Annotated in this window: 25 protein-coding genes; 12 read left to right on the top strand and 13 right to left on the bottom strand. The window is 70.4% G+C overall.

Annotated features, from left to right (window positions below):
* Positions 1-113: 113 nt before the first annotated feature.
* Positions 114-1,790, top strand: a complete 1,677-nt coding sequence (locus OC490_RS41775) for a hypothetical protein (protein ID WP_262063280.1) — start codon at positions 114-116, stop codon at positions 1,788-1,790.
* A 7-nt stretch (positions 1,791-1,797) separates the two neighbouring features.
* On the opposite strand, the gene OC490_RS41780 is transcribed toward OC490_RS41775, so the two are convergent.
* Positions 1,798-2,310: a YceI family protein gene (locus OC490_RS41780; protein ID WP_262063281.1), complete on the bottom strand. Its 513-nt coding sequence runs from the start codon at positions 2,308-2,310 to the stop codon at positions 1,798-1,800.
* Positions 2,311-2,423: 113 nt separating this feature from the next.
* Between OC490_RS41780 and OC490_RS41785 the strand changes: the two genes are divergently transcribed.
* A complete protein-coding gene (locus OC490_RS41785) occupies positions 2,424-2,912 on the top strand; it encodes a MarR family winged helix-turn-helix transcriptional regulator (protein ID WP_262063282.1) in 489 nt (162 codons plus the stop codon).
* A 6-nt stretch (positions 2,913-2,918) separates the two neighbouring features.
* Here the strand turns inward: OC490_RS41785 and OC490_RS41790 are convergent, their stop codons facing one another.
* Complete coding sequence (locus OC490_RS41790; RefSeq protein ID WP_262063283.1) at positions 2,919-3,938, bottom strand: LacI family DNA-binding transcriptional regulator; 1,020 nt, start codon at positions 3,936-3,938, stop codon at positions 2,919-2,921.
* A gap of 186 nt (positions 3,939-4,124) precedes the next feature.
* On the opposite strand from OC490_RS41790, the gene OC490_RS41795 reads away from it, so the two are divergent.
* The 5 genes from OC490_RS41795 (at position 4,125) to OC490_RS41815 (ending at position 10,905) form a co-directional block, all read left to right on the top strand.
* A complete protein-coding gene (locus OC490_RS41795; RefSeq protein ID WP_262063284.1) occupies positions 4,125-6,047 on the top strand; it encodes a glycoside hydrolase family 127 protein in 1,923 nt (640 codons plus the stop codon).
* Between the two features lie 48 nt (positions 6,048-6,095).
* Positions 6,096-7,355 carry an extracellular solute-binding protein gene (locus tag OC490_RS41800; protein WP_410099248.1) on the top strand — a complete coding sequence of 420 codons (1,260 nt, stop codon included), beginning with the start codon at positions 6,096-6,098 and terminating at the stop codon, positions 7,353-7,355.
* Between the two features lie 87 nt (positions 7,356-7,442).
* Entirely contained in the window at positions 7,443-8,330 is an 888-nt protein-coding gene (locus tag OC490_RS41805) for a carbohydrate ABC transporter permease (protein ID WP_262063285.1), read from the top strand.
* Between the two features lie 44 nt (positions 8,331-8,374).
* Positions 8,375-9,136: a carbohydrate ABC transporter permease gene (locus OC490_RS41810; RefSeq protein WP_262063362.1), complete on the top strand. Its 762-nt coding sequence runs from the start codon at positions 8,375-8,377 to the stop codon at positions 9,134-9,136.
* A gap of 32 nt (positions 9,137-9,168) precedes the next feature.
* Positions 9,169-10,905: an RICIN domain-containing protein gene (locus OC490_RS41815; protein WP_262063286.1), complete on the top strand. Its 1,737-nt coding sequence runs from the start codon at positions 9,169-9,171 to the stop codon at positions 10,903-10,905.
* A gap of 10 nt (positions 10,906-10,915) precedes the next feature.
* Here the strand turns inward: OC490_RS41815 and OC490_RS41820 are convergent, their stop codons facing one another.
* From OC490_RS41820 to OC490_RS41860, 9 genes are all read right to left on the bottom strand, one after another.
* Positions 10,916-11,515 carry a sigma-70 family RNA polymerase sigma factor gene (locus OC490_RS41820; protein WP_262063287.1) on the bottom strand — a complete coding sequence of 200 codons (600 nt, stop codon included), beginning with the start codon at positions 11,513-11,515 and terminating at the stop codon, positions 10,916-10,918.
* A gap of 121 nt (positions 11,516-11,636) precedes the next feature.
* The gene (locus OC490_RS41825; protein WP_262063288.1) at positions 11,637-12,296 is read right to left on the bottom strand and encodes a hypothetical protein; all 660 of its coding nucleotides are present in this window, start codon (positions 12,294-12,296) and stop codon (positions 11,637-11,639) included.
* A gap of 104 nt (positions 12,297-12,400) precedes the next feature.
* Complete coding sequence (locus tag OC490_RS41830; RefSeq protein ID WP_262063289.1) at positions 12,401-13,075, bottom strand: 4-carboxy-4-hydroxy-2-oxoadipate aldolase/oxaloacetate decarboxylase; 675 nt, start codon at positions 13,073-13,075, stop codon at positions 12,401-12,403.
* A gap of 9 nt (positions 13,076-13,084) precedes the next feature.
* Positions 13,085-14,302, bottom strand: a complete 1,218-nt coding sequence (locus tag OC490_RS41835; RefSeq protein WP_262063290.1) for an aspartate transaminase — start codon at positions 14,300-14,302, stop codon at positions 13,085-13,087.
* A 4-nt stretch (positions 14,303-14,306) separates the two neighbouring features.
* Positions 14,307-15,050 carry an SDR family oxidoreductase gene (locus tag OC490_RS41840; protein ID WP_262063291.1) on the bottom strand — a complete coding sequence of 248 codons (744 nt, stop codon included), beginning with the start codon at positions 15,048-15,050 and terminating at the stop codon, positions 14,307-14,309.
* A 59-nt stretch (positions 15,051-15,109) separates the two neighbouring features.
* Positions 15,110-16,426 (bottom strand): MFS transporter, encoded by a 1,317-nt coding sequence (locus OC490_RS41845; protein ID WP_262063292.1) that lies wholly within the window; start codon positions 16,424-16,426, stop codon positions 15,110-15,112.
* A gap of 101 nt (positions 16,427-16,527) precedes the next feature.
* Positions 16,528-17,565: a biotin-dependent carboxyltransferase family protein gene (locus OC490_RS41850; protein WP_262063293.1), complete on the bottom strand. Its 1,038-nt coding sequence runs from the start codon at positions 17,563-17,565 to the stop codon at positions 16,528-16,530.
* Positions 17,558-18,289, bottom strand: coding sequence for a 5-oxoprolinase subunit B family protein (locus tag OC490_RS41855; RefSeq protein WP_262063294.1), 732 nt, complete (start codon positions 18,287-18,289; stop codon positions 17,558-17,560). The genes OC490_RS41850 and OC490_RS41855 overlap by 8 nt, the downstream gene beginning before the upstream one ends.
* Complete coding sequence (locus tag OC490_RS41860; RefSeq protein ID WP_262063295.1) at positions 18,289-19,071, bottom strand: LamB/YcsF family protein; 783 nt, start codon at positions 19,069-19,071, stop codon at positions 18,289-18,291. Before OC490_RS41860 ends, OC490_RS41855 begins: the two co-directional genes overlap by 1 nt.
* Before the next feature lie 262 nt (positions 19,072-19,333).
* On the opposite strand from OC490_RS41860, the gene nac reads away from it, so the two are divergent.
* From nac to OC490_RS41885, 5 genes are all read left to right on the top strand, one after another.
* On the top strand, positions 19,334-20,248 hold the full coding sequence (gene nac, locus OC490_RS41865) for a nitrogen assimilation transcriptional regulator NAC (RefSeq protein ID WP_262063296.1): 915 nt from the start codon (positions 19,334-19,336) through the stop codon (positions 20,246-20,248).
* Between the two features lie 124 nt (positions 20,249-20,372).
* On the top strand, positions 20,373-21,344 hold the full coding sequence (locus tag OC490_RS41870; RefSeq protein WP_262063297.1) for a 2-hydroxyacid dehydrogenase: 972 nt from the start codon (positions 20,373-20,375) through the stop codon (positions 21,342-21,344).
* 67 nt (positions 21,345-21,411) lie between these two features.
* Positions 21,412-21,882 (top strand): MarR family winged helix-turn-helix transcriptional regulator, encoded by a 471-nt coding sequence (locus OC490_RS41875; protein WP_262063298.1) that lies wholly within the window; start codon positions 21,412-21,414, stop codon positions 21,880-21,882.
* The gene (locus tag OC490_RS41880) at positions 21,879-23,339 is read left to right on the top strand and encodes an MFS transporter (RefSeq protein ID WP_262063299.1); all 1,461 of its coding nucleotides are present in this window, start codon (positions 21,879-21,881) and stop codon (positions 23,337-23,339) included. The genes OC490_RS41875 and OC490_RS41880 overlap by 4 nt, the downstream gene beginning before the upstream one ends.
* Complete coding sequence (locus OC490_RS41885; RefSeq protein WP_262063300.1) at positions 23,336-23,932, top strand: cysteine hydrolase family protein; 597 nt, start codon at positions 23,336-23,338, stop codon at positions 23,930-23,932. The genes OC490_RS41880 and OC490_RS41885 overlap by 4 nt, the downstream gene beginning before the upstream one ends.
* On the opposite strand, the gene OC490_RS41890 is transcribed toward OC490_RS41885, so the two are convergent.
* A complete protein-coding gene (locus OC490_RS41890) occupies positions 23,906-24,865 on the bottom strand; it encodes an RNA polymerase sigma factor (RefSeq protein WP_262063301.1) in 960 nt (319 codons plus the stop codon). The genes OC490_RS41885 and OC490_RS41890 overlap by 27 nt on opposite strands.
* 120 nt (positions 24,866-24,985) lie before the next feature.
* Complete coding sequence (locus tag OC490_RS41895) at positions 24,986-26,380, bottom strand: carotenoid oxygenase family protein (RefSeq protein WP_262063302.1); 1,395 nt, start codon at positions 26,378-26,380, stop codon at positions 24,986-24,988.
* Positions 26,381-26,460 lie beyond the last annotated feature (80 nt).

The raw sequence follows: 26,460 nt of genomic DNA on the forward strand, positions 1-26,460 counted from the left end.
ACCCGACTCTTCACGATGCGCGGCACCCCGCTCACCAGGGCCGAATAGCCTCCTATGTCGTGCACTTGGCAGAAACACCTCAGGTGACACCCGGTCGGCGGACACAGTCGGCGGTGTCCGCCCCGGAGCCCCCCGCGCAGTGGCACCGCATCCTCACCCTCCTCGCGGACATCAGTCTGTTCATCGGTGTCCGCCCGGTGTGGACGCAGGCCGCCAGCCACCGGCTCGTCGTGGCGGCGGTCGTCTCCCTGTGCTACGTCTCGATCCTGGTGTGCGGGGTGCTGGCCCTGGTGGTGCGCCGGTCGCGGTCGCTGGCCCGGGTGGATCTCGTCGTCCTGGTGACGGCGGTGCTGCTGACGCTGTCCGCGTGGTCCGTGTTCCACAACGGCGGCGACGAGGCGGTCCTCACCACCCAGGCCGCCAAGGAACTGGTCGCCGGGCACCCGGTCTACGGACAGCCCTGGCCGTGGCTCTTCCACTCCGGCCAGGGGGTCGCGCTGACCCCGACCGTGACCGGCGGCTACGACTACACCTACGGATATCCGCCGCTGGAAACGCTGTTGACGGCGCCCCTGCTGTGGATCGGGCACGGCGGCGCCCCCGCGACGGCCGTCGCCACCGCCGCGCTCATCGCGGGCGCGGTCCTCATGTGGCGGCTGCTGCCCACCCAGTGGCGCTCAGCGGCCACCATCGCATGCCTGGGCCTCGGCCTGCTGCCGACCTACGGCCGGCAGGGCTATCCCGCCGTCCTGGCCATGGCGCTGCTGATCCCGGTGGTGGTCCGCTGGCCCCGGATCGGCAGGGGCGGCCGGCTCGGCCCTGCCGGGATCGCCCAGGCCGCGTGTCTGGGGGCGGCCTGCGCGGCGCAGCAACTCCCCTGGTTCCTCACGCCGTTCCTGCTCGCCGGGATCTACGCCGTACGGCGCGGCGAACTCGGCGCCAGGCAGGCGGCGTTGGTGCTGCTGCGGATCATCGGGGTCGCGCTCACCGTGTGGCTGCTGATCAACACGTACTTCATCGTGCACGAGCCGGGCACCTGGATCGCGGGCATCGCGCTGCCGCTGACCCAGGGCGCGGTGGTGCACGGCCAGGGCCTGGTGGACATCTCGCTGTACTTCACGAACGGCAGCGACCGGCTCGACTGGTACTCCCACGCGAGCATGCTGCTGGCGGCGGGACTGCTCGCCGTGTTCATGCTGTTCGTACGGCGGCTCGGCCCGGCCGCGACCGTCCTGCCCTGGTGCGCCTTCTATTTGGCGACCCGTTCGCAGGACGGCTACTACCTGATGATGACCCCGCTGTGGCTGGCGGCGGCGGTCACCACACCGCTCTCCGAGTTCCGCGACGCGTGGCAGCCGCGCCCCCGGGCGCTGTCCGGCCCGCGCGGCCGCCGGGTCAGGGTCGCGGCGGCCGTGCTGCTGCTCACGCCCGCGCTGGCGAGCGCCGCCGTCGCGGCGACGGGGGCACCGCCGATGAGCATGAAGCTCGCCGGGGTGCGGCGCGCGGCGCCCACCGTCGTGACCCGGCTGACCGTCCAGGTCACCAACTCGTCCGGCAGCGCCCTCTCGCCGCACTACATGCTCACCACGGGTCAGGGCATGAGCAGGTTCTGGTCCCAGGTGGGCGGCCCGACGACACTGCCCGCGCACAGCACGCGGCGCATCGAACTCCAGGCACCCGGGGGGAAGTTCACCCTCCCCCACAAGAAGGTCCGGATCCGGGTGCGCGCGTTCACCGCGACTCCGCAGACGCTGTCCAGCTCGGACGTCCGGCTGCAACCCGCGGGTTGACGGTCCGTCAGGCGGCGGTACGCAGGAAACGCAGCGTGGTGGTCACGGTGGTCAGGCCGCGCAGCATGCCCATCTGGTTCCAGCCCAGGCCGAACTGGTCGCGGTCCACGGTGAATTCGGCGTCCAGGGTGAGTGCTTCGCCGGTGGCGTCCTTGAGGCGGGCCGTGAAGGTCTGCGGGCGGCTGATGCCGTGGACGGTCAGCTGGCCGACGACGTGCACGGTGTCGCCGGTCAGCTCCGCGCTGCGCACCGCGAAGGTGATCTCCGGGAACTTCTCGACGTCGAACAGGTCGGCGGAGCGCAGATGCTTGTCGCGCTTGGCGTTCTTGGTGTCCAGGGAGGCGGCGGCCAGGGTCAGCGTGCCGATCGCGGACCCGTCGGGCCGGACCTCGCCCTGACCGGTGACGGTGCCGAAGGTGCCCTTCACATTGACCAGGCCCCACATCGTCCTGTGGCTGATGCCCACGGTGGAGGCGGCCTGGTCGAGCTGCCACACCCCGGTTTCGACGGCGACGGTCATGATCTCTCCACCTGGTTCCAGTAGTCCAAATTTGAATGAGCCACACGCTAGCCCATTATCCAAAACTGGACAACCACCTCCTCCAAAATTGGACAACAGGTAGACTCGGAGTCATGGCCGACCCTGTTGAGCACCCTGCCGACCAGCCCGAATGTCCCTCCATGCAGGGCGGCGGGCTGCTCCCGCCCGAGCTGCGTGCCTGGATGCTGCTGCTGGCGGCGACCGGCGCTGTGGAGCAGGAGCTGCGCTCGGTCGTGAAGGGCAACCTCGACGTCTCGCACGACGAGTTCCTGGTGCTGTGCCTGCTGGCCGAGCAGCCCGAGGGGCTGCGCATGACCCGGATCGCCGAGCTGCTCGGCCGCCCGAAGACCCGGCTGACGTATCAGATCGCCTGTCTCCAGCACGCGGGCCTGGTCACCCGCAAGTCGGTCTGCGGGGACAAGCGCGGGGTCGAGGTCGCGCTCACGGAGAAGGCCCGACGCCTGCTGACGGAGGCGTCGGAGACCCTCTCCGAGACGGTCAAGCAGGCCCTCACCCAGTTCGTCGGCCCGGCCCAACGCGAGGCGATGTGCGCCCTGTTGCCGGATCTGGCCGCCGACTGACAGGGTTCAGCTGGACTCCCGCACCACCAGCCGGCACGGCACCGTGTGCAGCCCGGGCGCCTGCTCCGCGTCGATCGCCTCCAGGAGCCGTAGGGCCGCGATCCGGCCGATCTCGTCGAGGCTCATGTCGATCGTGGTGAGGGGCGGACGGCTGGCCAGGGACATCGTGTCCCAGTTGTCGTAGCCGACCACGGCGATGTCGGCGGGGACGCCCACCCCGCGTTCGCGCAGCGCGTCCGTGGCGCCGCGGGCGATCTGGTCGTTGCCGCAGAAGAAGGCGTCCGTGTCGGGTGCCGTGCGCAGCACCGCGTCGGCGGCACGGCGGCCCCAGGCCTCGCTCCACTCGCCGAAGTGGACTCGCCCGCCGGCGAGTTCGAGCCCGGCGCCCCGCAGGTGGTCGCTCGCGAACCGGGCCCGGTCCCGGGCGGCGGCGTGGTGGGCCGGGCCCGTGATGTGCGCGATCCGGGTGCGGCCGGTGGCCAGCAGATGTTCTACGGCGAGGCGCGCGCCACCCTCGTCGTCGGAGACCACGGAGGTGTCGTCCGGGTCGGTGGACGGGGACAGCGCGTAGACCACCGGGACCTCGTCGACGCCGGTGAGCGGGGGGCGCGGATCCGTGCGGCGGCCGGTGACGATGATGCCGTCGACCCGGCGGTCCATGAGGTTGCGCAGATGGTGCTGTTCGCGGATGGCGTCGCCCCGGGTGTCGCACAGCAGCACGGAGATCTTCCCGGCTCCGAGCGCGTCCTCGGCGCCCAGCAGCACCGGCGTACTGAACCGGCCGATGCCGTCCGTGGTCATCAGGCCGACCGTCCAGCTCCGGCCGGTGTGCAGACTCTGCGCGTTCTGGTTCGGCCGGAACCCGAGGGCCTCGACCGCGTCCAGCACCCGCTGCCGAGTCTCGGGCCGCATCCGCCCGCCGCCGTTCAGCGCCTTCGACGCGGTGCCCACGCTGACGCCCGCGAGCGCGGCGACATCGGCGAGTCTGGCCCGGCCCGCGGAGGACGAACGAGAAGCAGAGGTCACGGGCAATCCTTTTCCTTCACGTCGGCGATACGTCGGCGCTGACGGCCTCATCGGCGACAGTAGCAGCCCCTGGGTGCGCTGAAAAAACCTTTGTCTGGCTACTTGACCCCGCTCTGCCCCCTCCCCTCTACTCTCCTCCAGGAAAACGATTGCTCAAACGAGTTCCTGAGAAGAATCCGGAGAGCCATGCCCCGCATCGCTACCGCCCCCTCCCCCAGCGGCCCGGTCCGGCTCGGCCCGGCCGCCCGCGCGGCACTTCGGCCCGCCACCGCCGAGGTCGACGCGGGCTTCTGGCACACCCGCCGCGAGATCAACGCCCGGGTGTCCCTCCCCCAGGGTCCCGGCCTGCTGGAATCCGCGGGCAATCTGCACAACCTGCGCCTGGCGGCCGGCACCGCCGAGGGCGAGTACCGGGGCGCGTACCCGTTCGTCGACACCGACGTCTACAAGTGGCTGGAGGCGGCCTCCTGGCAACTCGCCCAACAGCCCGACGGCGAACTGGAGTCGGAGGTCGACCGGATCATCGCCCTGGTCGCCGACGCGCAGCGGCCCGACGGCTACCTCAACACCTGGTTCCAGACGCGGGAGGGCGGCGCGCGCTACCAAGACCTGCGCTGGGGACACGAGTTGTACTGCGCGGGTCATCTGATCCAGGCGGCTGTGGCCCATCACCGGGCCTCCGGCCGACCCGAACTCCTCGATGTGGCCCGCGGGTTCGCCAATCACCTCGGCCAGGTCTTCGGCCCGCCCGGCAGCGGCAGGCCGATCGACGGCATCGACGGGCACCCCGAGGTGGAGACCGCCCTGGTCGAGCTGTACCGGGAGACCGGTGAACGCCAACACCTCGACCTGGCGGGCTACTTCGTCGACCGGCACGGCCACGGCCTCCTCGGCGGCGAGGCCTACTGCCAGGACCGGGTCCCGGTGCGCGAGGCGACGAACGTGGAGGGCCACGCCGTACGGCAGTTGTACCTGCTGGCCGCGGTCGCCGACCTCGCCACCGAGACGGACGATCCCGAACTGCGCTCCGCCGCCGAGCGGTTGTGGCACGCGATGACCACGACGAAGACCCACCTCACCGGCGGCCTCGGCGCGCACCACGACCAGGAGGACTTCGGCGACCCGTACGAACTGCCCAACGAGCGCGCGTACTGCGAGACCTGCGCGGCCATCGCGTCGGTCCAGTGGAGTTGGCGGATGGCCCTGCTCACCGGCGAGGCCCGCTACTCCGACCTGATCGAACGCACCCTGTACAACGGCTTCCTGGCCGGAGTCTCGCTCGACGGCGAGAGCTGGCTGTACGTCAACCCGCTCCAGGTCCGCGACGGCCACACCGACCCCGGCGGCGACCAGTCTGCGCGCCGCACCCGCTGGTTCCGCTGCGCCTGCTGCCCGCCGAACGTGATGCGGCTGCTGGCCTCCCTGGAGCACTACCTGTCGTCCGGCGACGAACAGGGCCTGCAGATCCACCAGTTCGTCACCGGCCGCTACTCCTACGGCGCGATGTCCGTGCGCGCCGAGACCGACTACCCCTGGCACGGCACGATCGCCCTCACTGTCGAGGACACCCCCGATCGGCCGTGGGCCCTGTCCCTGCGCATCCCGCAGTGGTGCCGCGAATTCCGGGTGCGCGTCGGGGAGTTGTCCTACGACCAGACGGACGCGCCCGTCTCCGGCGGCTGGCTGCGGCTCGAACGGGCCTGGGCACCAGGCGACCTGGTCGTCCTGGAACTGGGGCTCGAACCCCGCCTGACCGGCGCCGACCCGCGGGTGGATGCCGTGCGCGGCTGCGCCGCGATCGAGCGCGGACCCCTCGTGTACTGCCTGGAACAGGTGGACCACCCCGGCGGCGGACTGGACGACATCGTCCTGGACCCCACACGCCCGCTCGCCGTGAAGCACCGCCCCGACCTGCTCGACGGTGTCACCACCGTCGTCGCAGCCGGGTACCGCAGGCGCCTTGCGGACGACGGGAGTTGGTGGCCCTACCGGGCCGCCGGACCCGACGCCGCACCGGCCGGCGACTTGGTCGAGCTCACCGCGATCCCCTACTACGCGTGGGCCAATCGGCAGGACGGCAGCATGCGCGTCTGGCTGCCGACCTCCTGAACTCCCCTGTCCTTCAGCCCGGTTCACCCTGACAACGAGGTCACTCCCGTGCGAAACACCCGCCGAATCCGCGACACCCGCAGGACCCTCCTCATCGCGCTCGCCACGACCGGTGCGCTCGTCTCCGTCGCCGCGTGCGGCTCCGGCTCCGGCTCCTCCTCGTCCTCCGGCAACTCCAAGACCTACACCTTCTGGGACCCCTACCCGCAGTTCGACGCATCCTCCGACTGGGGCAAGCGGGTCGCGCAGTGCGGCACGCAGGCCGGGGTGAAGATCAAACGGACCGCGTACGACACGTCCGACCTGGGCAACAAGGCGCTGCTGGCCGCCCAGCAGGGCAACGCGCCGGACGTGATGCTGGTGGACAACCCCGTCGTGTCCACGCTGGTGGAGGCGGGCATCCTCAACAAGACGAGCGACCTCGGGCTCGACACGTCGGCGATCCAGAAGAACATCATCGGCGCGGGCACGCTGGACGGCTCGGCGTACGGGATACCCGTGGGTGCCAACACCCTTGCCCTCTACTACAACAAGAAGGTCCTGACCGCCGCGCACGTCGACCCGGCCTCCGTGAAGGACTGGGCCTCGCTGACGGCGGCGCTGAAGAAGGTCAAGGCCGCGGGCAAGAAGGGAATCACGTTCTCCGCGATCAACACGGAGGAGGGCAGCTTCCAGTTCCTGCCCTGGTTCTGGGGTGCGGGTGGCGACCTGACCAAGCTCAACTCGCCAGAGGGTGCTGCCGCGTTGACGCTGTGGAAGGACTGGGTCGACGCGGGGTACGCACCAAAGGACGTTCTCAACAACACCCAGACCACCAGCTGGCAGGAGTTCGCCACCGGGGACTACGCGTTCAGCGAGAACGGCACGTGGCAGCTCGGCAACGCGGACAAGGCCGGGTTCGGGTACGGGATCATCAACATCCCCGCGCAGAACGGGGGTTCGGCCCCCGTGCCGACCGGCGGCGAGTTCGTCACCGTGCCGGTGCAGAAGGACACCGGGCGGTACGACGTCAGCAAGAAGATCGTGACGTGTCTGACCAGCGCGGACAGTCTGCTGGCGACCGACACGACGTTGACGTATGTGGCGCCGACTGCTGCGGTGCAGGCCGAACAGGTGGCTAAGAACCCGGAGTTGAAGCCTTGGGTCACTGCGGTGGCGGCAGCTCGGGGGCGGACCAGCGGCGGGCTCGGCACCAAGTACCCGACCATCTCGCAGCCCTTGTGGACGGCTGTGCAGTCGGCGCTGTCCGGAGGGAAGAGTCCGCAGGGGGCCTTGGATGTGGCTCAGTCCGCTGCGGGCAAGGGGTGACGGGTGGTTCTGAACCTGCGGGCCGGTGGGGGCTGGTCACGCAGTTCCCCGCGCCCCTGTCGGGGCGCCCCACACCTGGGAGTTCGCATGTCCCCCACTCTTCATAGGCGGCTGACCTCGCTCGCCTTCGTCGCGCCCCTCCTCGCCTACCTCGCCGCCTTCTACGCCTACCCCCTCTATCGCAATCTCGATCTGAGCCTGCGTGACTACACTGTTCGGTCGTTCGTGCAGGGGGATGCGCCGTACTCCGGGTGGGACAACTTCTCCACCGTCCTGCATGATCCGACGTTCGGGCCGGCGATGCGGAACACGATGGTGTTCACGTTCGTGTCGATCGTCTTCCAGTACGCGGCCGGGCTGGCGCTCGCCGTGTTCTTCAACCGGCACTTCCGACTGGCCTCCACGCTCAGGGCGTTGTTCCTGATCCCGTGGCTGTTGCCGTTGATCGTGTCGGCGTCGACCTGGTCATGGATGTTCAACAGCGAGTCGGGGGTGGTGAATTACGGCCTGCACCTGGTCGGCGTGGACCCGGTCGGCTGGCTCACCTCGCCGGACTGGGCGTTGACGTCGGTGATCGTCGCGAACATCTGGATCGGCATCCCGTTCAACCTGGTGATCCTCTACAGCGGGCTCCAGAACATTCCGGCGGAGTTGTACGAGGCGGCCTCCCTGGACGGGGCGGGTGCCTGGCAGCAGTTCCGGCGGATCACCTTCCCGCTGCTCCGCCCGGTGTCCGCGATCACCCTGCTCCTCGGACTGGTCTACACCCTCAAGGTGTTCGACCTGATCTGGATCATGACGAAGGGCGGTCCCGGCGACTCCTCGTCGACGCTGGCGACGTGGTCGTACCAGCTCGGATTCGGCACGCTGCTGCCCAAGTTCGGGCCCGGCGCCGCCGTCGGCAACATCCTCATCCTGATCGCGCTCGTCTTCGGGCTGCTGTACATCCGCGTCCAGAGGAGGCAGGAGTCGTGAAATCGCGCGGCTACACCGTGATCGGCCTCGTCCTCACCGCGCTGATGCTGTTCCCGGTGTACTGGATGCTGAACGTGTCCCTCACCCCGCAGCAGGACATGCGCAGGTCCCCGCCCGACCTGTTCCCACTGCACCCCACGTTCGAGGGCTACCGGGCGGTGCTCGACGACCAACTCCCCTACCTGGGCACCAGTCTGCTGATCGGGATCGGCACGGTCGCCCTGACTCTCCTGATCGCCGCCCCGGCCGGCTACTCGCTGGCGAAACTGCGGCCACGCACCGGCGGCGCCCTGAGCCTGGCCCTGCTGATCGCCCAGATGATCCCGGGCATCGTCATGGCGATGGGCTTCTACGGCATCTTCCTGGACCTCGGCCTGCTCAACTCCTGGTGGGGACTGATCATCGCGGACTCCACCATCGCCGTGCCCTTCGGCGTCATGATCTTCACCGCGTTCATGTCGGGCATCCCCGGCGAGCTGATCTCGGCCGCCCTGATCGACGGCGCCGGGACCTGGCGCACGTTCCGGTCGGTCGTCCTGCCCCTGAGCCGCAACGCGATCGTCACGGTCTCGCTGTTCGGCTTCCTGTGGGCCTGGTCCGACTTCGTCTTCGCCAACACCCTCGACGGCGGCGGAAGTTGGCGGCCGATCACGCTCGGCATCTACAAGTACATCGGTAACAACAACCAGGAGTGGAACTCGATCATGGCCACCGCCGTCGTCGCGTCGATCCCGGCGGCCGTCCTCCTGGTCCTCGCCCAGCGCTACGTGGCCGCGGGCGTGACCGCGGGCGCGGTGAAGGACTGACAACCCGTTAACTCCTTGAGGAGACCCCAGCCATGAGCCGCACATCCCTCAGAGCCACCCTAGGAGCCGCGACCCTCACGGCCGTCGCCGCGCTCAGTACCGCCGCCCCAGCCCAGGCCGCCCCCACCTCCGCGACCACCCTGGTCGTCAACGCGGCCTCGACCCTGCGCTCGGTCACCCATGTGGCGACCGGCAGCCTCTACGGCCTGGCCGACGCGAGCACCCCCGCCGACAGCCTGGTCACCCCGCTCAAGCCCAACACCTTCGTGCAGATGGCGCCGGGCGGCTCCCAACTGCCCAACGGTGAGCCGAAGCCCGCCGGTGACGCGCTCGTCGTGGCGTCCAAGGCGGCGCGGGCGGGCGCCAAGGTGGTGGTCCGGATGCCCGACTGGTATCCGAACTTCCCGTATCAATGGGTGAGTTGGAGCAACTGGCTGTCCGCCGTGGACCAGCAGGTCGCGTCCGTGAAGTCCTCCGGCGCCACCAACGTCAGCGCGTACGAGCTGTGGAACGAGCCCGACTGGACCTGGGACACCTCGGCGGCCGGCGCTTTCGACGCGGGGTGGGCGACGACATACAAGGAGGTCCGCGCCAAGGACACCAGCACGCCGATCCAGGGCCCGAGTTACTCGGCGTGGAACCAGAGCTGGATGAGCACCTTCCTCACCGACGCCAAGGCGAGCGGCACCGTCCCCGACATCGTCAGCTGGCACGAGTTGCAGGGCTCGCAGAACATCGCCGCGCACGTGGCCGCGTACCGCGCGCTCGAAACGAGCCTGGGCATCAGCCCGCGCCCGATCTCGATCGAGGAGTACGGCACGACGAGCGAGGTCGGTGTCCCCGGCCAACTGGTCGGCTATGTCGCCAAGTTCGAGCGGACCGGCGTCCACGACGCCGAACTCGCCTTCTGGAACCACTACGGCACCCTCGGCGACACCCTGACCGACACGGGCGGCTCGCCCAACGGGTCGTACTGGCTCTACAAGTGGTACGGCGACATGTCGGGCAACATGCTCACCACCACTCCCCCGGCCCAGACGGGCATCGACGGCGCCGCCGCGCTGACCGGCGACGGGAAGCAGATCAGCGTCATCTTCGGGGGTGGAGTGGGGTCAACGGCCGTACAGGTGAACGGGCTCGGGTCGTTGTCCGCCTTCGGCAGCACCGTGCACGTCAAGCTGGAGTACACGCCGTCGAAGGGGCGGACCACGGCCGTGTCGGGGCCGATCACCGTCTCGAACGCCGACTACACCGTGTCGAACGGCTCGATCACCGTGCCGGTCGCGATGAACGCGTCCGACGGCTACCACCTGGTCGTCACGCCCAGCGGGACCTCGACCTCGCTGGCGGGGACGTACCAGATCAAGAACAAGAACAGCGGGCTGGCCCTGGACACACTGGGGGCCGCAACGGCCCAGGGCACGGCGGTCGTTCAGGCGACGTCGAGCACCGGTACCAGCCAGTCCTGGACGCTGACGGCCGCCGGCTCCGGCCTCTACAAGATCACCAACAAGGCGAGCGGACTGCTGCTCGGCATCACCAACGCGAGCACCGCGGACGGCGGCACCGCCCTCATCTGGGGCGACAACGGCACCGCCGACCACCTCTGGCAGCTGATCCCGGCCGGGGACGGCACGTACAAGATCGCCAACTACAACAGCGGTCTGCTGCTCGGCGTGACCAACATGAGCACCACCTCCGGTGCGCAGGTCCTGCAGTGGGACGACAACGGGACGGCCGACCACCTGTGGAGCCTGACCGCCCGGTAGGGAATCCCGGTCAATGAGTGGGCAGGGCGCCCTCGTCGGTCAGCAGATCCACGAGGGTGGCCCGCGCCCGGGCCACCCGTGAACGGACCGTGCCCACAGGGCAGTTGCTGATTTCCGCCGCCTCCGCATAGGGCAGACCGAGCAGTTGGGTGAGGAGGAACGCCTCACGGCGGTCGTCCGGCAGCAGGGCCAGCAGATCGAGCAGCGCCACCCCGTCGTCGAAGCCGGGCAGGCCCTGGGGCTGGGCGAGTTCGACGGCCAGTTGCCAGTCCTGTACGTCGGACAGGCGTGGACGGGTGGCGGCGCGGCGGTAGCTGTCGATCACCGCGCGGCGGGCTATGGCCAGCAGCCAGGTACGGGCCGAGGACCGGCCCTCGAAGCGGTGCAGGCTGCCGAGCGCCCGCAGGAACGTGTCCTGCGCGAGGTCGTCCACCGCCTGCGGGTCGGCACACAGATGGGCGACATAACGCAGGACGTCGCGGTGCAGGGCGCGCACGAGGCGGTCGACGGCGACGGGGTCGCCGTGGCGGGCGGCGAGCGCCCAGTTGGTCACCGACTCGTCGCTCGACTCCATCGAATCGGGCGCGGCGGGCAGGGCAGGAGTGATCACCTGGAGTCCTTCTCGGTCATCCGCGAAAGGAGAGCCGGCCGCCCTGCGGCGCCGGGAGCGGCGCGGAGGGTACGACCGGGGCCCGAGGCGCGCGGGAGCGGCCTCGGGGTGCCAGCTGTCGTCAGACGACAGCCGTCCCCAGGGGTGGGCCCCGAGAGGTGATCGCGTGGACGAGAAGGAGAAGCCGCGGCGCCCGGTCGGAACGGGGGCGGCGCGGACGGAGCCGCGGGCGGTGCGGTGGGGCGGGCAGCGCCAGCAGCAGTCGTAGCGGAGCCGCCAGGCGTCCGGCGACGGCCCGCAGCAGACGGAACGCGGCGCGTTCGCCGTACGCCAGCCACAGGCCGCAGAGCAGGGCGGCGAGGAGGTGGGCGGTCAGCATGCCGGGCGAGGACGTGCCCCCGACGGTGGGGGCCACCGACATATGGCCCATATCCATGGAGTCCGTGGCACTCATATGCATGGAGCCCATGTCGGCCGACCCCATATTCATGGACGCCGACATGTCCATGGCCGTCGACCGTCCCGTCACGGGCTGCGCCAGTGAGAACGCCGAGTGGAGGGCGGCCTGGGTGGCGACCACGAGGGTCACGATCAGCGGGAGCCCGCGTTCACGGCCCGCCAGGGACCAGGCGGCGCCCGCGGTCACGGCCAGTCCGGCGGCCAGTGCCCACGCGGGGACATGGCGGCCGGACATCAGAACGTGCCCCAGGGCGGCGAGCACCACACAGACGGCCGCGAACACCGCGGACCGTACCGTGCGCGCACCCCACCCTGCCGTCATGGCGCCTCATCCTGGCATCCGAACCTGGGCCTCAGCCGTGGGTACGGAATTTACCGGCCCTGAACTCAGCGGGACGCGGTGGTGGCGGGCGCCGCGGAACGGCCCTACTCCTCGATCACCAGGCCCTTCGCCGCCAGCACCGGGGCGAGGCCGCACATCTCGATCACCGTCCTGCCCGCCCGGTACGCGGCGATGTATCCCGCCTCGGCGTCGACCCGTTCCTGTGAGGCGCCGACCGCCTCGGCCGCGTCCTCGCGGCGGACGACGACCACGCCGTCGGCGTCGGCGCGCATGATGTCGCCGGGGCGGACGAGGACGCCGCCGATGGTGACCGGCTCGCACATGGGGCCGACGGTCTCCTTGACCGTGCCCTTGATGGAGACGCTGCGGGAGAAGACCGGGAAGCCGAGGGCCCGCAGGTCCTCGGTGTCACGGACACCCGTGTCGGTGATCAGACCGGCGAGGCCCTTGGACTGGCAGGCGTTGGCGAGGACGTCGCCGAAGGAGCCCGCCTCCTCGTAGTTACCGGCGGACACGACGACGACGTCGCCGGGCTGGGCGTAGGCGATGGCGGTCTGGAGCATGAGGTTGTCGCGCGGGGCGCACTGGACGGTGAAGGCCGGGCCGCACAGGGACATGGTGTGGTCGACCGGCTTGATGGCCGAGTCCAGCGCCCCGAGACGGCCCTGCGCCTCGTGGATCGTCGCCGAGGAGAACTCACTCAACTGCTTGACGACGGAAGGCTCCGGCCGGTCGAACTTGGTGCTGACGCGGATCATGACGACCTTTCAGACGGAGGGGGCGGCGGACGTCAGTTCGGCGCACGCCGCCGCGATGCGCTCGCAGGCCTCGGTGAGGACGTCCGTCGACGTGGCGAAGGAGATACGGAAGTAGCCGGGGGCGCCGTACGCGGCTCCGTGGATCACCGCCACCTGCCGGCTGTCGAGGAGGTGCCGGGCGAAGTCCTCGTCGTTCTCGATCCGGGTGCCGGCGGGCGTGAACTGCCCTATGGCCGCACGGCAGTTGACCAGGAGGTAGAAACCGCCGTCCGGGATCGTGCAGCTGAGTTGAGGCACGTCGTTGACGAGCTTCACGGTCTCGTCGCGGCGGGCGCGGTAGACGCGCACGGTGTCCTGGACGAAGTCCTGCGGTCCGGTGAGCGCGGCGGCAGCGGCGGCCTGGCTCACCGAGGAGGGGCACGAAGAGGTCTGCGACTGGAGGGTGTTGATCGCGGTGACCAGATCCGCGGGGCCGACCCCGTACCCGATGCGCCAGCCCGTCATCGCGTAGGTCTTGGAGACACCGTTGGTGAGGAACACCCGGTCGGCCAGGCGGGGTTCGACGGCTGCGAGGGACGGGGCCGCCTCGTCGCCGTACCAGATCTCGTCGTAGATCTCGTCGGTGAGGACGCCGACGTGCGGGTGGGCCAGCAACACCTGGGCGAGGGCGCGGAGTTCGGCGGTGGTGTAGGCGGATCCGGTGGGGTTTCCCGGGGTGTTGAGGACGACCCAGCGGGTGCGTTCGGTGAGGGTCGCTGCGAGGCGCTCCGGGGTCAGCTTGAAGCCGTCCGCCTCGGGGCAGTCGACGATGACCGGGGTGCCGTCGTTGGCGCGGACCATGTCCGGGTACGACACCCAGTACGGGGCGGGGACGACGACCTCGTCCCCCTCGTCCAAAGTGGCCATCAGCGCAAGGAAGATGACCTGCTTCGCGCCCCCGCCGACGGTGATGCGGGAGTCGGTGACGTCGAGTCCGTGGCGCTCGCGGAGTTTGCCGGAGACGGCCGCACGCAGGGCCGAAGTGCCGTTCACCGGCGTGTACTTGGTCTCGCCCGCCTCGATGGCCTTGATCGCGGCGGCCTTGACATGGTCGGGGGTGTCGAAGTCGGGCTCGCCCACGGTGAGGTCGAGGATGGTGAGCCCCTGGCTCTTCAACTCGCGTACGCGCTGGGCCGCCGCGGTGCTGGGCGAGGGCTTGATGCGCCGTAGCCGCTCTGCCGTCTTCATGCGATCAGCCCTCCCTGCGCTCGAAGTTGAGGCCGCCGGGCACCTGGAAGGTGGGCAGGATCTCGATGTGGCCGATGTTGACGTGCCGGGGCGCGTCGACGGCGAACTCGATGGCGTCGGCGATGTCCTCGGGCTTGAGGGACTCGTAGCCGTCGTAGTACTCGCGCTGGGCGGCCTCCATGTCGCCGAGGAGACGGCCGAAGATCTCCGTCTCCACGCGGCCGGGGCAGATCTCGCTGACGCGGACCCGGCGGCCGTAGCCGTCGACGCGGAGCTGGCGGGAGAGGGTGTGCACGGCGGCCTTGGTGGCGTGGTAGATCGTGTTGCCGCCGAAGTTGTAGACACCGGCGATGGAGCTGATGTTGACGATGTGGCCGAGGTCGCGCTCGACCATGCCGGGCATGAGCAGGCGGACCAGGTGCAGGACGGCCTGGATGTTGACGGCGATCTGCTCGTCCACGGCGAACTCGTCGGCGGTGAGGATGTTGCCGGTGCGGGAGACGCCCGCGTTGTTGACGAGGACGTCGATCTCCAGGCCGGCCAGTACGGCGGTGAGCGCCTCGGTGTCGGTGATGTCGACGGCGTGGGGGATGCAACCGGTCTCGTCGGCAAGGGTGTTGAGCCGGTCGGCGTTGCGGGCCACGGCGTGTACTTCGAGGCCGCGCTTGGCGAGCCGTTCGACGACCACGGCTCCGATGCCGGTCGACGCTCCGGTGACGAGGGCCGTCCTGTAGTCGGAGATGGGCATGCTGAGGTGCTCCTTGTTGTGCGGGGGGGGTGCAACGGACGTGCGGGTGCGGGGAGTTGTCAGGCGTCGCGCAGGGGCAGGTGGGCGCGGTCCTTCACCTTGGACACGGCGAGGAGCGTGCCCAGGGCCGTGATGACGGCGTAGAAGGCCGGCATGTTGACGTTGCCCGTGCGGTCGATGAGGTAGGTCATCAGGAGCGGGGCCGTGCCGCCGAAGAGGGCCGAGGAGACGTTGTAGCCGAGACCGTAGGCGGAGTAGCGCACACGGGTCGGGAAGAGCTCGACGAGGAGTATGTGGATGACGCCTGTGTGGCCGGCAAACACAACTGCCATGACGCAGGCGCCGATCACGGCGAGGCCGACGTTGCCGGTGCCGATCAGCAGGTAGCAGGGGATGCCGACGATCGCCATCGCGACGGCGGCTCCGGCGAGGACCTTCTTGCGGCCGACGCGGTCGGAGAGGCGGCCCATGTAGGGGATGGCGAAACAGATCGCGACCAGGCTGGAGGCGGTGACGAGGAGGCCCTGCACCTTGCTGAAGTTCAGCTCGGTGCTCATGAAGGTGGGCATGTAGCTGAACAGGACGTAGTAGCCGGAGCCGTTCATCAGGGGGATGAACAGGGCCAGCAGCATGGCGCGGCGGTGCTCGGCGGAGGCGAAGGCCTCCTTGAGCGGGTTCTTGGAGAGGCCGTCCTCTTCTTTGAGGCGCGTGAAGTTGGGGGTGTCGCTGATGCGCTTGCGGATGTAGATGCCGGCGATGCCGAGCGGCACGGCGAGCAGGAACGGGATGCGCCAGCCCCAGGACTCCATGCGCGCGGAGCCGAGTCCGCTGGTCATCGCGGCGGCGACCAGGGTGCCGGTGAGCAGGGCGAGGAACGAGGCGATCTGCGCGTAGCTGGTGTAGAGCCCGCGCTTGCCCTCGGGGGCGTGCTCGGCGAGGAAGCTCATCGCGCCGGAGGCCTCACCGCCGACGGAGAAGCCCTGCGCGACGCGGAGCAGGATCAGCAGGGCGGGGGCGGCGACGCCGATGCTGGCGTAGGTCGGCAGTACGCCGATGGCCGCGGTGGCGGCGCTGATGAGGAGGATGACGAAGACCAGCATCCGCTGGCGTCCGATGCGGTCGCCGAGGTGGCCGCAGATGACGGCGCCGAGGGGGCGGAAGAAGAAGGAGACTGCGTAGCCGAGGAAGACGAACTGGACGGCGGTCGCGTTGTCCGTGTTGGGGAAGAAGACGGCGGCGAGCGATCCGGCCATGAAGCCGAAGATGCCGTTGTCGTAGAGCTCGGCGAAGATTCCGACGCAGCCCGCGAGGGTGACCTTGCGGGCGGTTCTGGGATCGACCGTGTTGGGGACGGGTTGAGCGGCCACGGTACTCATGGCGTCTCCTGTCTGGGCAGCCGGATGCTTCCAGCGGGTGAGCGGGAGTTGTTGAGCGGTGGGGCCTGGTGCGGGTGGAGTTTGTGGGCGTCAGTTGCGGTTCAGTGCGATATGCGGGTCGGTGGGGGCTGGGTGCGCAGTTCCCCGCGCCCCTTCAGGGCTGGCCCGTGTTGGATGCGTAGGGCCTCGAAAGCTGTGTGGACCCTCGTTCTCAGGGCGTCTATCGCGTGGCGTTGGGCGCGGTGGGCGGTGATCGCCTGGTCGAGGGTGCGGTGGCGGAAGCGGATGGTCTGGCCGGGGCGGACCTGGCCGAGGGCGGACAGGCCGGTGGCGGTGACGACGGCGAGGACGGGGTAGCCGGCCGTGACACCGCGACCGCGGTGGAGTACGAGGAGTTCGTCGCCGGCGGGTACCTCCACGGCCCCGATGGGGACGCCTCGGGAGAGCACCTCGCCCTTGGTGACGCGGCGGGGCACCACGCCTTGCAGACGCAGACCGATGTGGTTGCTTCGCGGGGTGACCGTGAAGGGGGCGTCGAACAGGCGTCGGCCCGTGTCGCCGAACTCGGCCCGGTCGGGGCCGTCGGTGACGTCGATGGTCCAGCTGGTGGGGAACGGGGGGACGGGTGCGTTCAGGCGGAAGAGCGGGATCCGCGAGAAGGGGTGGTCCATGGGCGGGCAGGCCGTGCGCAGGGCGAGTTCGTCGCCCGCGCGGAGAGGCGGGCCGAAGCCCAGGATCGTGTCGGGGGCGCAGCTGCCCTGGAGGCGCTCCGCCTCGAACGAGCCGAGTACGGCCAGGTAGACGCGGAGGCCGCGGTGGATGCCGGTGACCCTGACCGTTTCGCCGGCCCGGACCGGGACCGGTTCCCACTGCGGCCGTACGACACCCTCGACGGTGACGTGGGCAGGGGCGCCCGTCACGGCGATCAGGATGTCGCCGGAGGGGACGCACGCGAAGTCGAGGGCGGTGATCTCCAGCAGCGGGGCGCGGTCGTCGTTGCCGCACAGGACGTTGGCGACGCGCGCCGAGTGCTGGTCGGCGGCACCGTTGGAGGGCAGGCCGTAGCGGGAGCGGCCGACGCGGCCGAGGTCCTGCACGGTGACGAGGCCGGCGGTGCGGACGGTGAGGGTGTCAGCCATGGCCGACCGCCGAGTCCGCCAAGTCCGCCAGGGTCAAGTCCGTGTATTCGTCCCACTGTTGGGGTTCGATGGGCCGGAAGCGGAAGGTGTCGCCGGGGCGGTACGCGGTGATCGGGTCGCTGTGCAGGTCGAGGACACGCACGGGGGTGCGGCCCAGGAGCGGCCAGCCGCCGGGCGACGGCATCGGGCAGATGACCGCCTGCCGACCGGCGACCGCGACCGAGCCGGCGTCGACGCGGGTGCGGGGCGACGCGAGGCGCGGTACCGGTTTCGGGAAGGGCGGGCCGTCCGTCATCGGGGCTCCGGCGGGTGCGCCGAGGCAGCGCACGGTGAGGTCGGTTCCGGAGTGCAGGGCGATGATCTCGCCCTCGGACAGGCCGAGTTGGGCGGCGACCTCCGGCAGGTCCGGTCCGTACTCGCCGCCGTAGACGACGGGGACGACGAAGCGGCGCCGGGGTGTCGTCGGCTCGGGGTGCGGGCCGAGGCGGGTCGCCTCGTGGGCCAGGACGCGGCGGACGGTGGCGTGGTCGGTGGTGGCGCAGTCGAATTCGACGAGCAGGGCGTCGTAGGTGGGCACCACGTCGTGGACACCGGTGAGTTGGACGGCGTTCAGGGCGTCGGCGAGGGCGTGGACCAGCCGCCAGGCGGGTTCGGCGTCCAGGCCGACGGCCTTGGCGACGAGGGCGGAGTCGCCGCAGTCGGTGATGGTGACGTTGGCACTCATCAGGCGTCCTTGCCGCTGAGGACCTTGTCGAGCGAGGTGATCTCGACGCCGGCGGTGAGGAGTTGCTCGCGGATGCGGCCGGCCAGGGCGATCGCGCCGGGGCTGTCGCCGTGCAACAGGACGGTGTCGCAGGCGACTTGGACGTCCGTGCCGTCGACGCTGCGGATGGCGCCCTCGGTGACCATGCGCAGGGTGCGGCGGGCGACCTCGTCCGGGTCGTGGATCACCGAGCCGGGCTCGGAGCGCGGGACGAGCGTTCCGTCGGCGCGGTAGGCGCGGTCGGCGATGCCCACGATGCCGACCCGCAGGCCGCGGGCGCGGGCCGCGTCGGCGAGTTCGCCGTCCTGCGCGAGGACGATCAGGGACTCGTCCAGGGCGGCCACGGCGTCCACGACGGCGCGGGCGTAGTCGGCGCGTACGGCGACCAGGTTGCCGAGGCGGCCGTGCGGGGCGATGTGGTGCACCCGGGTGCCGTGGGCGACGGCGAAGGCCTGGAGGGCGCCGATCTGGTAGAGCACGTCGGTGCGGACCTCGTCCGGGGTGAGGTCCATCGCGCGGCGGCCGAAGCCGACCAGGTCGGGGAAGCTGGGGTGGGCGCCCACGGCGACCTGCTTCTCCACACAGGTCCGCACGGTCGCGTCCATGATGCGGGGATCGCCGGCGTGGAATCCGCAGGCAACATTGGCGGAGGTCAGCATCTCCAGAAGGGCCGCGTCGTCGCCCATTGTGTAGGCGCCGAACCCCTCGCCGAGATCGGCGACGAGATCAACCATGGGGGTCATGACGTCCTCCGGGAGAGAATGCGGGAATTCGGGAATGCGGAACTCCGGGGAAGGGAATTCTGCGGGGAGGGTAATTCCGGTATGGGGATGCCCTGGATGTTCGGCTCAACTTATTCCGCCGGTCGCGTGATCGCCAATATCCGTTCGGTCTGGCGTTATCGCGAACCGCTATGACTCCCCTCACACCCGCCACTCGCCGGGGCTGTGCTTCGGGGTGATCCCTCCCTACGATGAGGCTTCGCTCCACCCGGAAGGCCCGCGCATGGACACCAGACGTCTCTACTCGTTCATCAAGATCATCGACGCGGGGAGCATCACGCGCGCGGCCGACATCCTGCACATCGCCCAGCCGGCGCTGAGCCAGCAACTGTCCGCCCTTGAGGCGCAGTTCGGGCAGCAGCTACTGATCCGCAGCAAACGCGGGGTCGCCCCGACCGAGGCGGGCCGGGCGCTGTACCGGCACGCCCAGCTCATCCTGCGGCAGGTGGACCTCGCGCAGGCCGCCGTGGACGTCTCGGGCCGGGCCCCCGCGGGCAGCGTGTCGGTGGGCCTCGCGCCGTACAGCCTGGGCGCGGCCCTCGCGCTGCCGCTGCTCAAGAGCGTGCGCGAGCGCTACCCGGACATCCTGCTGCACATCAACGAGAACTTCGGCGGGGTGATCAGCGAGGCGATCATGACCGGCCGGATGGACATGGCGTTCATCTACGGCGCCGGGCCGCTGCGGGGTGTGCAGTTCGAGCCCGTCCGCACCGAGGACCTCTTCCTGATCGAGTGCCCCGGTGACACGGCGCCCCCGGGGCAGGGCGAGGTGCGGCTCGCGGAACTGGCGAGCCTGCCGCTGCTGTTGCCCAGCCGGATCCACACGATCCGGCAGGTGGTGGACGCGGCCTTCCAGCAGGCGTCGCTCCGGCTGAACGTGGTGGGCGAGGTGGAGTCGGCGCTGACCCTCGTCAACGCGGTGGACGCGGGCCTCGGCGCGACGGTCCTGCCATGGTCGGCCGCGCGCGCCATTCTCGATGTCCGGGCCCTGTCCGTACGGCGGATCGTGGAACCCGTCACCACGGTCAAACTGTCCGTGGTGACCTCGGACAATCAGCCGCTCTCGGAACCCGCGCTGGCCGTGCACGATCTGTTCCTGGAGCTGATCGACAGCGACAGGAATAAGGACGACCAATAGCGTCACACGAATCCGTTATTTGTTTCCGGTGACCGCCGGGGCTAGCTTTCTTCGAAACCTCTTGGCAACCACTTCGAAATCGTTCGCCCGGTCGGTAATACACGGCTCGTCACTGGAGAAGCACATGAAGAAGCGTGTCCTCGCCACCCGTGAAAACCTGCCCGGCCGAGGTCTGGACCGCCTCTCCGGGAGCGCGGAACTGGTGACCTGGCCCGGTGCAGGCAAGCCCGGACCCGCCGAACTCGCCGAACTCGCCCCCGGGGTGAGCGGTGTACTGGCCCTCGGCAACGACCCGGTCGACGGCGCCCTGATGGACGCGGCCGGCCCCTCGCTGCGCGTGATCGCGCTGGCCAGCATGGGCTTCGACAACGTGGACCGGGCCGCCGCCGCCGAGCGCGGCATCGTCGTCACACACACGCCCCGCGTGCTCGCGGAGACCACCGCCGACCTCACCTTCGCGCTGATCCTCGCCGCCCGCCGCAGGCTCGGCGCGGCCGGGGCGAGCCTCGCGGACGGTTCCTGGGGACTGTTCCGCATGCACGACTACCTCGGCCTGGACGTCCACGGCGCCACCCTCGGCCTGATCGGCTACGGCCAGATCGGCCGCGCGGTGGCCCGCCGGGCGCACGGTTTCGGGATGCGGGTGATCCACCACGACCCGTACGCCCCGGACGACGACCTGTCGACCTCGGTCGGCCTGGCCGCGCTGCTGGCCGAGGCCGACGTCGTGTCGTTGCACGTACCGCTCACCGAGGAGACCCGCCATCTGATCTCGGCCCGTGAGCTGGCCGCGATGAAGCCCACGGCCACGCTGGTCAGCACCTCGCGCGGCGGGGTCGTGGACGAGGAGGCGCTGCTCGACGCGGTCCGTGCGGGACGCCTGCACTCCGCCGGGCTCGATGTCTTCGAACGCGAGCCGATGGGACGGGAGTTGTCCCCGCTGGTCGCCGAGCCGAACGTGATCGCGCTCCCCCACATCGGATCGGCCACCGAGGCGACCCGGGCCGCGATGGTCGACCTGGCCGTCGACAACATCCTCGACGTGCTGGCCGAACGGCCCGCCCGTACGCCTCTTCCGGGCAGTGCGGGGGTGTGAGTCAGGAGACGGCGAAAACTACACAAGCAACTTGGCAAAGTTACTTGTGTAGTTTTACGGTGGGGTCATGAACACGAACCCCGGGCCGCCGCCGACGGTCGCCACCGCGCAACGGCTCAGCGACGCGATCATCCGGCTGCGGGCACGGCTGCGCACCGAGTCGGGGCAGCACGCGACCGGTCTCACGCCCACCCAGCTCGCCGTGCTGGGGAGCGTCGTACGGGAAGGACCCGTCACGGCGGCGCGGCTGGCCGCGCTGGAGCGGGTCAGCGCGCAGTCCATCGCGCAGAGTCTCGCCGTACTGAAGGCCGCCGGGCTGGTGCACAGCGAGCCCGACGCGCGGGACGGCCGCAAGAAGCTGATGAGCGCCGACCCGTCCGCCGCCGAGCTGATCGACAAGCTGCTCAGGGGCCGCGCCACCTTCCTGGCCAGGGCCATCGATCAGCTCGTCGCCCCAAAGGAGCGGAAGGACGTCGACAAGGCCATCGAGCTGCTGGAGCGCCTCGCCGGGGCCGAGCTGGACGACGGCCGCATATGAGGACCGACGCCGCCAAAGCCGTCGCCGCGGCCCGCGACCTCGCGCGCAAGCCCTTCACCTGGACCTTCACGACCCCGCTCTATGTGGGCGCGAGCCTCAACCCGGTCAACAGCTCCATCATCGCGACGGCCCTGGTGCCGATCGCCACCGAGCTGCATGTCCCGGTCGGCAGCACCGCCGTACTGGTCTCCTCGCTCTATCTGGCCAGCGCCATCGCGCAGCCCACCGCCGGCAAGCTGGCGGAGGTGCTCGGAGCGCGCCGGATCTTCCTGGCCGGGATCGTGCTGGTGCTGCTCGGCGGTGTCGTCGGGGGCCTCGGCCAGAACCTGGCGATGCTGACCGTCGCCCGGGTCCTGGTGGGCATCGGCACCTCGGCCGCGTTCCCCTGCGCGATGGTGCTGATCCGGCGCCGAGCCCAGGACGCCGGTCTCGACGCCCCGCCGGGCGGAGTGCTCGGCGGGATCGCGATCGCGGGCATGGCCACGGCCGCCGTCGGCCCGCCGATCGGCGGACTGCTGGTCGGCGCGGCCGGCTGGCGCTGGGCGTTCCTGATCAACATCCCGGTCACCGCGATGGCGATGGTGATGGCGGTGCGCTGGCTGCCCAAGGACCCCGTGCTCGACCGCGCGGACCGGCGTTTCCGCACGGTCGCCGACCGGATCGACCTGCCCGGCATCCTCGGTTTCGCCGTGACGATGAGCGCGCTGGTCGTCTTCCTGATGAACCTCCCCCGGCTCGACCGGCCCGCCCTCGCCGTCTTCGTCCTGGCCGCCGTACCCACCGTCCGCTGGGAACTGCGCAGGACCACGCCGTTCTTCGACTTCCGCGGCCTCGCCGCCAACGGCGCCCTCACCCGCACCTATCTGCGCCAGGGGCTCACCCTGCTCGGCACCTACTCCGTGATGTACGGCATGACGCAGTGGATGGAGGCCGCGCACGGATACTCCACCGTCACGGCGGGACTCCTGCTGCTGCCGATGGGCGCCGTCTCCGCGCTGCTCTCGCGCCCGCTGGCCAGCCGCAATCTGGTGCGCGGCCCGCTGATCGTCTCGGCGGTGACCATGCTGATCGGCTCGGCCGGGATCATGCTGCTCACCTCGGACAGCCCGGCGATCGCGCTCGTGCTGGTCTCGCTGATCTTCGGCGTCACCTCGGCCACCACCACCGTGGGCAACCAGACCGCCCTGTACCTCGCCGCGCCGCCGGACCAGATCGGCACCGCCTCCGGGCTGTTCCGGACCTTCGGCTACCTCGGGACGATCACGTCCGCCGTGATCGGCGGGATCGTCTTCCGCGACGGCGCGAGCGACCACGGTCTGCACATCCTCGGCCTCGTGCTGGTCGGGGCGGGCGTCGTGGTCCTCCTGCTGACCGTACTGGACCGCCGGCTGATGGGCCGCGACACGACCGACTCCCCCGCACATACGGAAAACCCCACCAAGGAGAACCTCGCGTGAGCACCACCCCCCTCCCCACAATCGACCCCGAGCGCACCGCCCTGCTGGTCATGGACTTCCAGAACGGGATCGTCCCGATCGCCCCCGACTCCGACGCGCTCGTCCAGCGGGTCAAGGGCTCCATCGCCGACGTCCGCGCGGCCGGCGGCACCATCGGCTACGTCCGCGTCGCCTTCACCGAGGACGACTGGGCGGCGGTCCCCGAGCACAGCGCGTCCTTCAGCGCGGTCGCCGGGGCGAAGATGCTGCACCACGAGGACGTTTCGACCCAGATCGACGAGCGGCTCGCCCCCGAGGACGGCGACGTCGTCGTCCGCAAGATCCGCTACGGCTCCGGCTCCACGACCGATCTCCACCAGCAGCTGGGCGAGCGGGGCATCGACACCCTGGTGCTCGCCGGGATCAGCACCAGCGGTGTCGTCCTGTCCACCGTCATGGACGCCGCCGACCGCGACTACCGCGTCCTCGTCCTGTCCGACGGCGTCGCCGACCCGGACGCCGAGACCCACCGGGTGCTGGTCGAGAAGGTGTTCCCGTCCCGCGCCCGGGTCATCGACACGGCGGCGCTACGAGAGCTGCTGCGCTCCGCCTGACGGGGTCCCCGGGAAGACCACCCGGAGCTTCCGCACCCGCCCGTCCTGCCGGAACATCAGCCAGGCGAGGCTGGGCGGGCAGGGGTTGGAGATGCCGGCGGGGTTGACGGCCTCCATCTCCCAGATGGCGATGTCGCGGCTGGCCACGACATGGCGCAGATGCTGGGTCACGCCCTTGGTCCGGGTCTCCCGCATGGCCGGGAAGGGATGGACGCGTCCGCCCTCCTTGTTGAGGACGCCGACCAGTTCGGTCTCCGCCGGCCACAACTCCAGGATCTCACCGGGCAGTTGACCGCGCATGGCACCGTCCAGCGTGACCTCGGCCTCCTGCCGGCTGTCCTCGGTGATCGCGGCGGCGTCCTCGTGGCCCTGCGTCCGGGTGGACAGCAGCACCTTGGCCATCTTCGCCCTGGCCTGGTTGAGCCGGCTGCGCACGGTGCCGACCGGCACCTCGCAGGCCTCGGCGATCTCCTGGTACGAGGTGATCCCGCTGAAGTGCCGCAGCATCAGCACCAGCCGCTGCTGCTGCGGCAGTTCCTCCACCGCGTCCCAGATCCAGTCCCGCATCGCGTGCTGCTCGATCAGCCGCTCGGGATGCGACGGCCCGTCGTCACGCGACCGCAGCTGCTCCAGCCCGTCGAGGCCGGGCAACTCCCGGTTGGCCCTGAGCCGCATCCGCGCGGAGTTCCGCACGATCGCCCGCAGCCACGCCCCCACGGCCGCGGGCTCCCGTACGTCACCGATGCGCCGGAGCGCGGTCAGGGCGGCATCCTGTACGGCGTCCTCGGCGTCGGGGCCGTAGCCGAGCAGGCTCAACGCGACCGCGCGCATGGGCGCCTGATGGCGTGTCAGCAAGAGTCCCAGGGCGCCGGAGTCGCCCGCCTGGGCCCTGCGGGTGAGTTCCTCGTCCGTGGGGTGGTTGAGGGGCACCATGAATCCGAAGCCTCCATGACGACGCATCGCGAACGGAGTGCTGCCAGGGACCTCGTGCATCGGGTCGAGGGGCCCCTGCCGAGGAAGATACGCCGGAGCGGCTCCCCGGCAAGGGCGTTCTCAGTCCTCGGACCGGGTGCCGGGCTCGGGCAGCCAGCTGCCGTGGAAGCCGGACGGAACCGGGTACGGCAGTTCCACGACCGCCTGCACCGAGAGGTCCGCGGCGTCGAGGACGAGGAGTTCGCCCGCCGCTCCGTCGTCGTCCGAGAGGAGCGACAGGAGCCAGCCCTCGTCCTCGGCGGTGCCGTCGGCCGCGGGGACGAAGACGGCTTCGCCGGAGTAGCGGCTGCCGGGCGTCTTATGGACGTCATCGGTCTGGCGCGCGAGGTCGTGCTTGGCGATGCCGTCGCCGTTGACCGTGTAGAGGTAGCGGTTCGGGCGCCCGGTGAGGGTCTCGTTGTGGGTGGGGAACTCGGCTTCGCGGTCGTCGAGTTGGGACTCGAAGACCCGGCCGGCCACCGGGTCCAGGATCCACCGGTACAGCACGGACGGCGCCTGGGTGTGGCCCGGTTCCCGCACCCCGACCCGCCCGCTCGGCACGCCGGGGGCGCCCGAACCGGTGGGCCCGCCGATGTCGCCCCAGACCTTCCGGAACCCGGCGTCGTCGTAGCGCACCGCGTCCAGCACCACCCGGCCCTGCGGGTCCTCATAGGCGTTGCCCACATGGAAGACGTAGCAGGGGTCGACGTCGAACCAGCGCACCTCGGTGCTGCCGGGCTCGCGCGACATGATCCCGATCCGGGCGCCGTACGCCTCGGCCCACTGGTACGGCATGCCGCCGCGCCCGGCGAGTCCGGCGTCGAAGACCACGGGCAGGTCCATCCACACGATGTGGTGCTCGGTGATGGCGAAGTCGTGCATCATCGTCGGGCCCGGCACGTCGATCGGCCGGCTGTCGAGCAGCTCGCCCTCCGGGGTGACCCGGTGGTAGGTGAGGTAGGGCGGCGCGAACCCGGTCCCGAACAGGTGGAGTTCACCGGTGACCGGGTCCTCCTTGGGGTGCGCGGTCATCGCGGTGGTGAGCTTCCCGCCGAAGTCGTACGGCCCGACGGTGTCCAGCTCCGGAGTGACCCAGTAGGGCAGGCCGACCTCGCACAGCGCGAGCACGGTGTCGGCGTGCCGGATCACATGGGTGTTGGCGGGTGTCGCGGCGAGGTCGATGCTGAAGTCCTCGCGGACGAAGGGGTGGCCCTCCAACTCCCTGGTGCGGACCCACCTGTTGCGGTACCACTCGGCGCGGCCGTCGCGCAGCCGGATGCCGTGCAGCATGCCGGGGCCGGTGAACCAGTGACCCTTGTCCTCGCCGGGCAGCGGGTTGGGGCCGTTGCGCAGATAGCGGCCGTCCAGCTCCGGCGGCAGGGTGCCGCGCACGGTGAGCTGGGCGGCGGTGTGCTCCTCGGGGACCGGGGCGAAGCGGCCCCGGAGATACAGCGGAACGGTTGTCTCGTCGGTCATCGGTGCTTTCCTTGTCGAGCCGTGCACCCGAACCGCGTTGGTCCGGGCGGGAGTTGGCCGTGGCGGCGGACACCCGCCGG

Source organism: Streptomyces sp. STR69, assembly GCF_024519455.1.
Classification (GTDB): Bacteria; Actinomycetota; Actinomycetes; order Streptomycetales; family Streptomycetaceae; genus Streptomyces.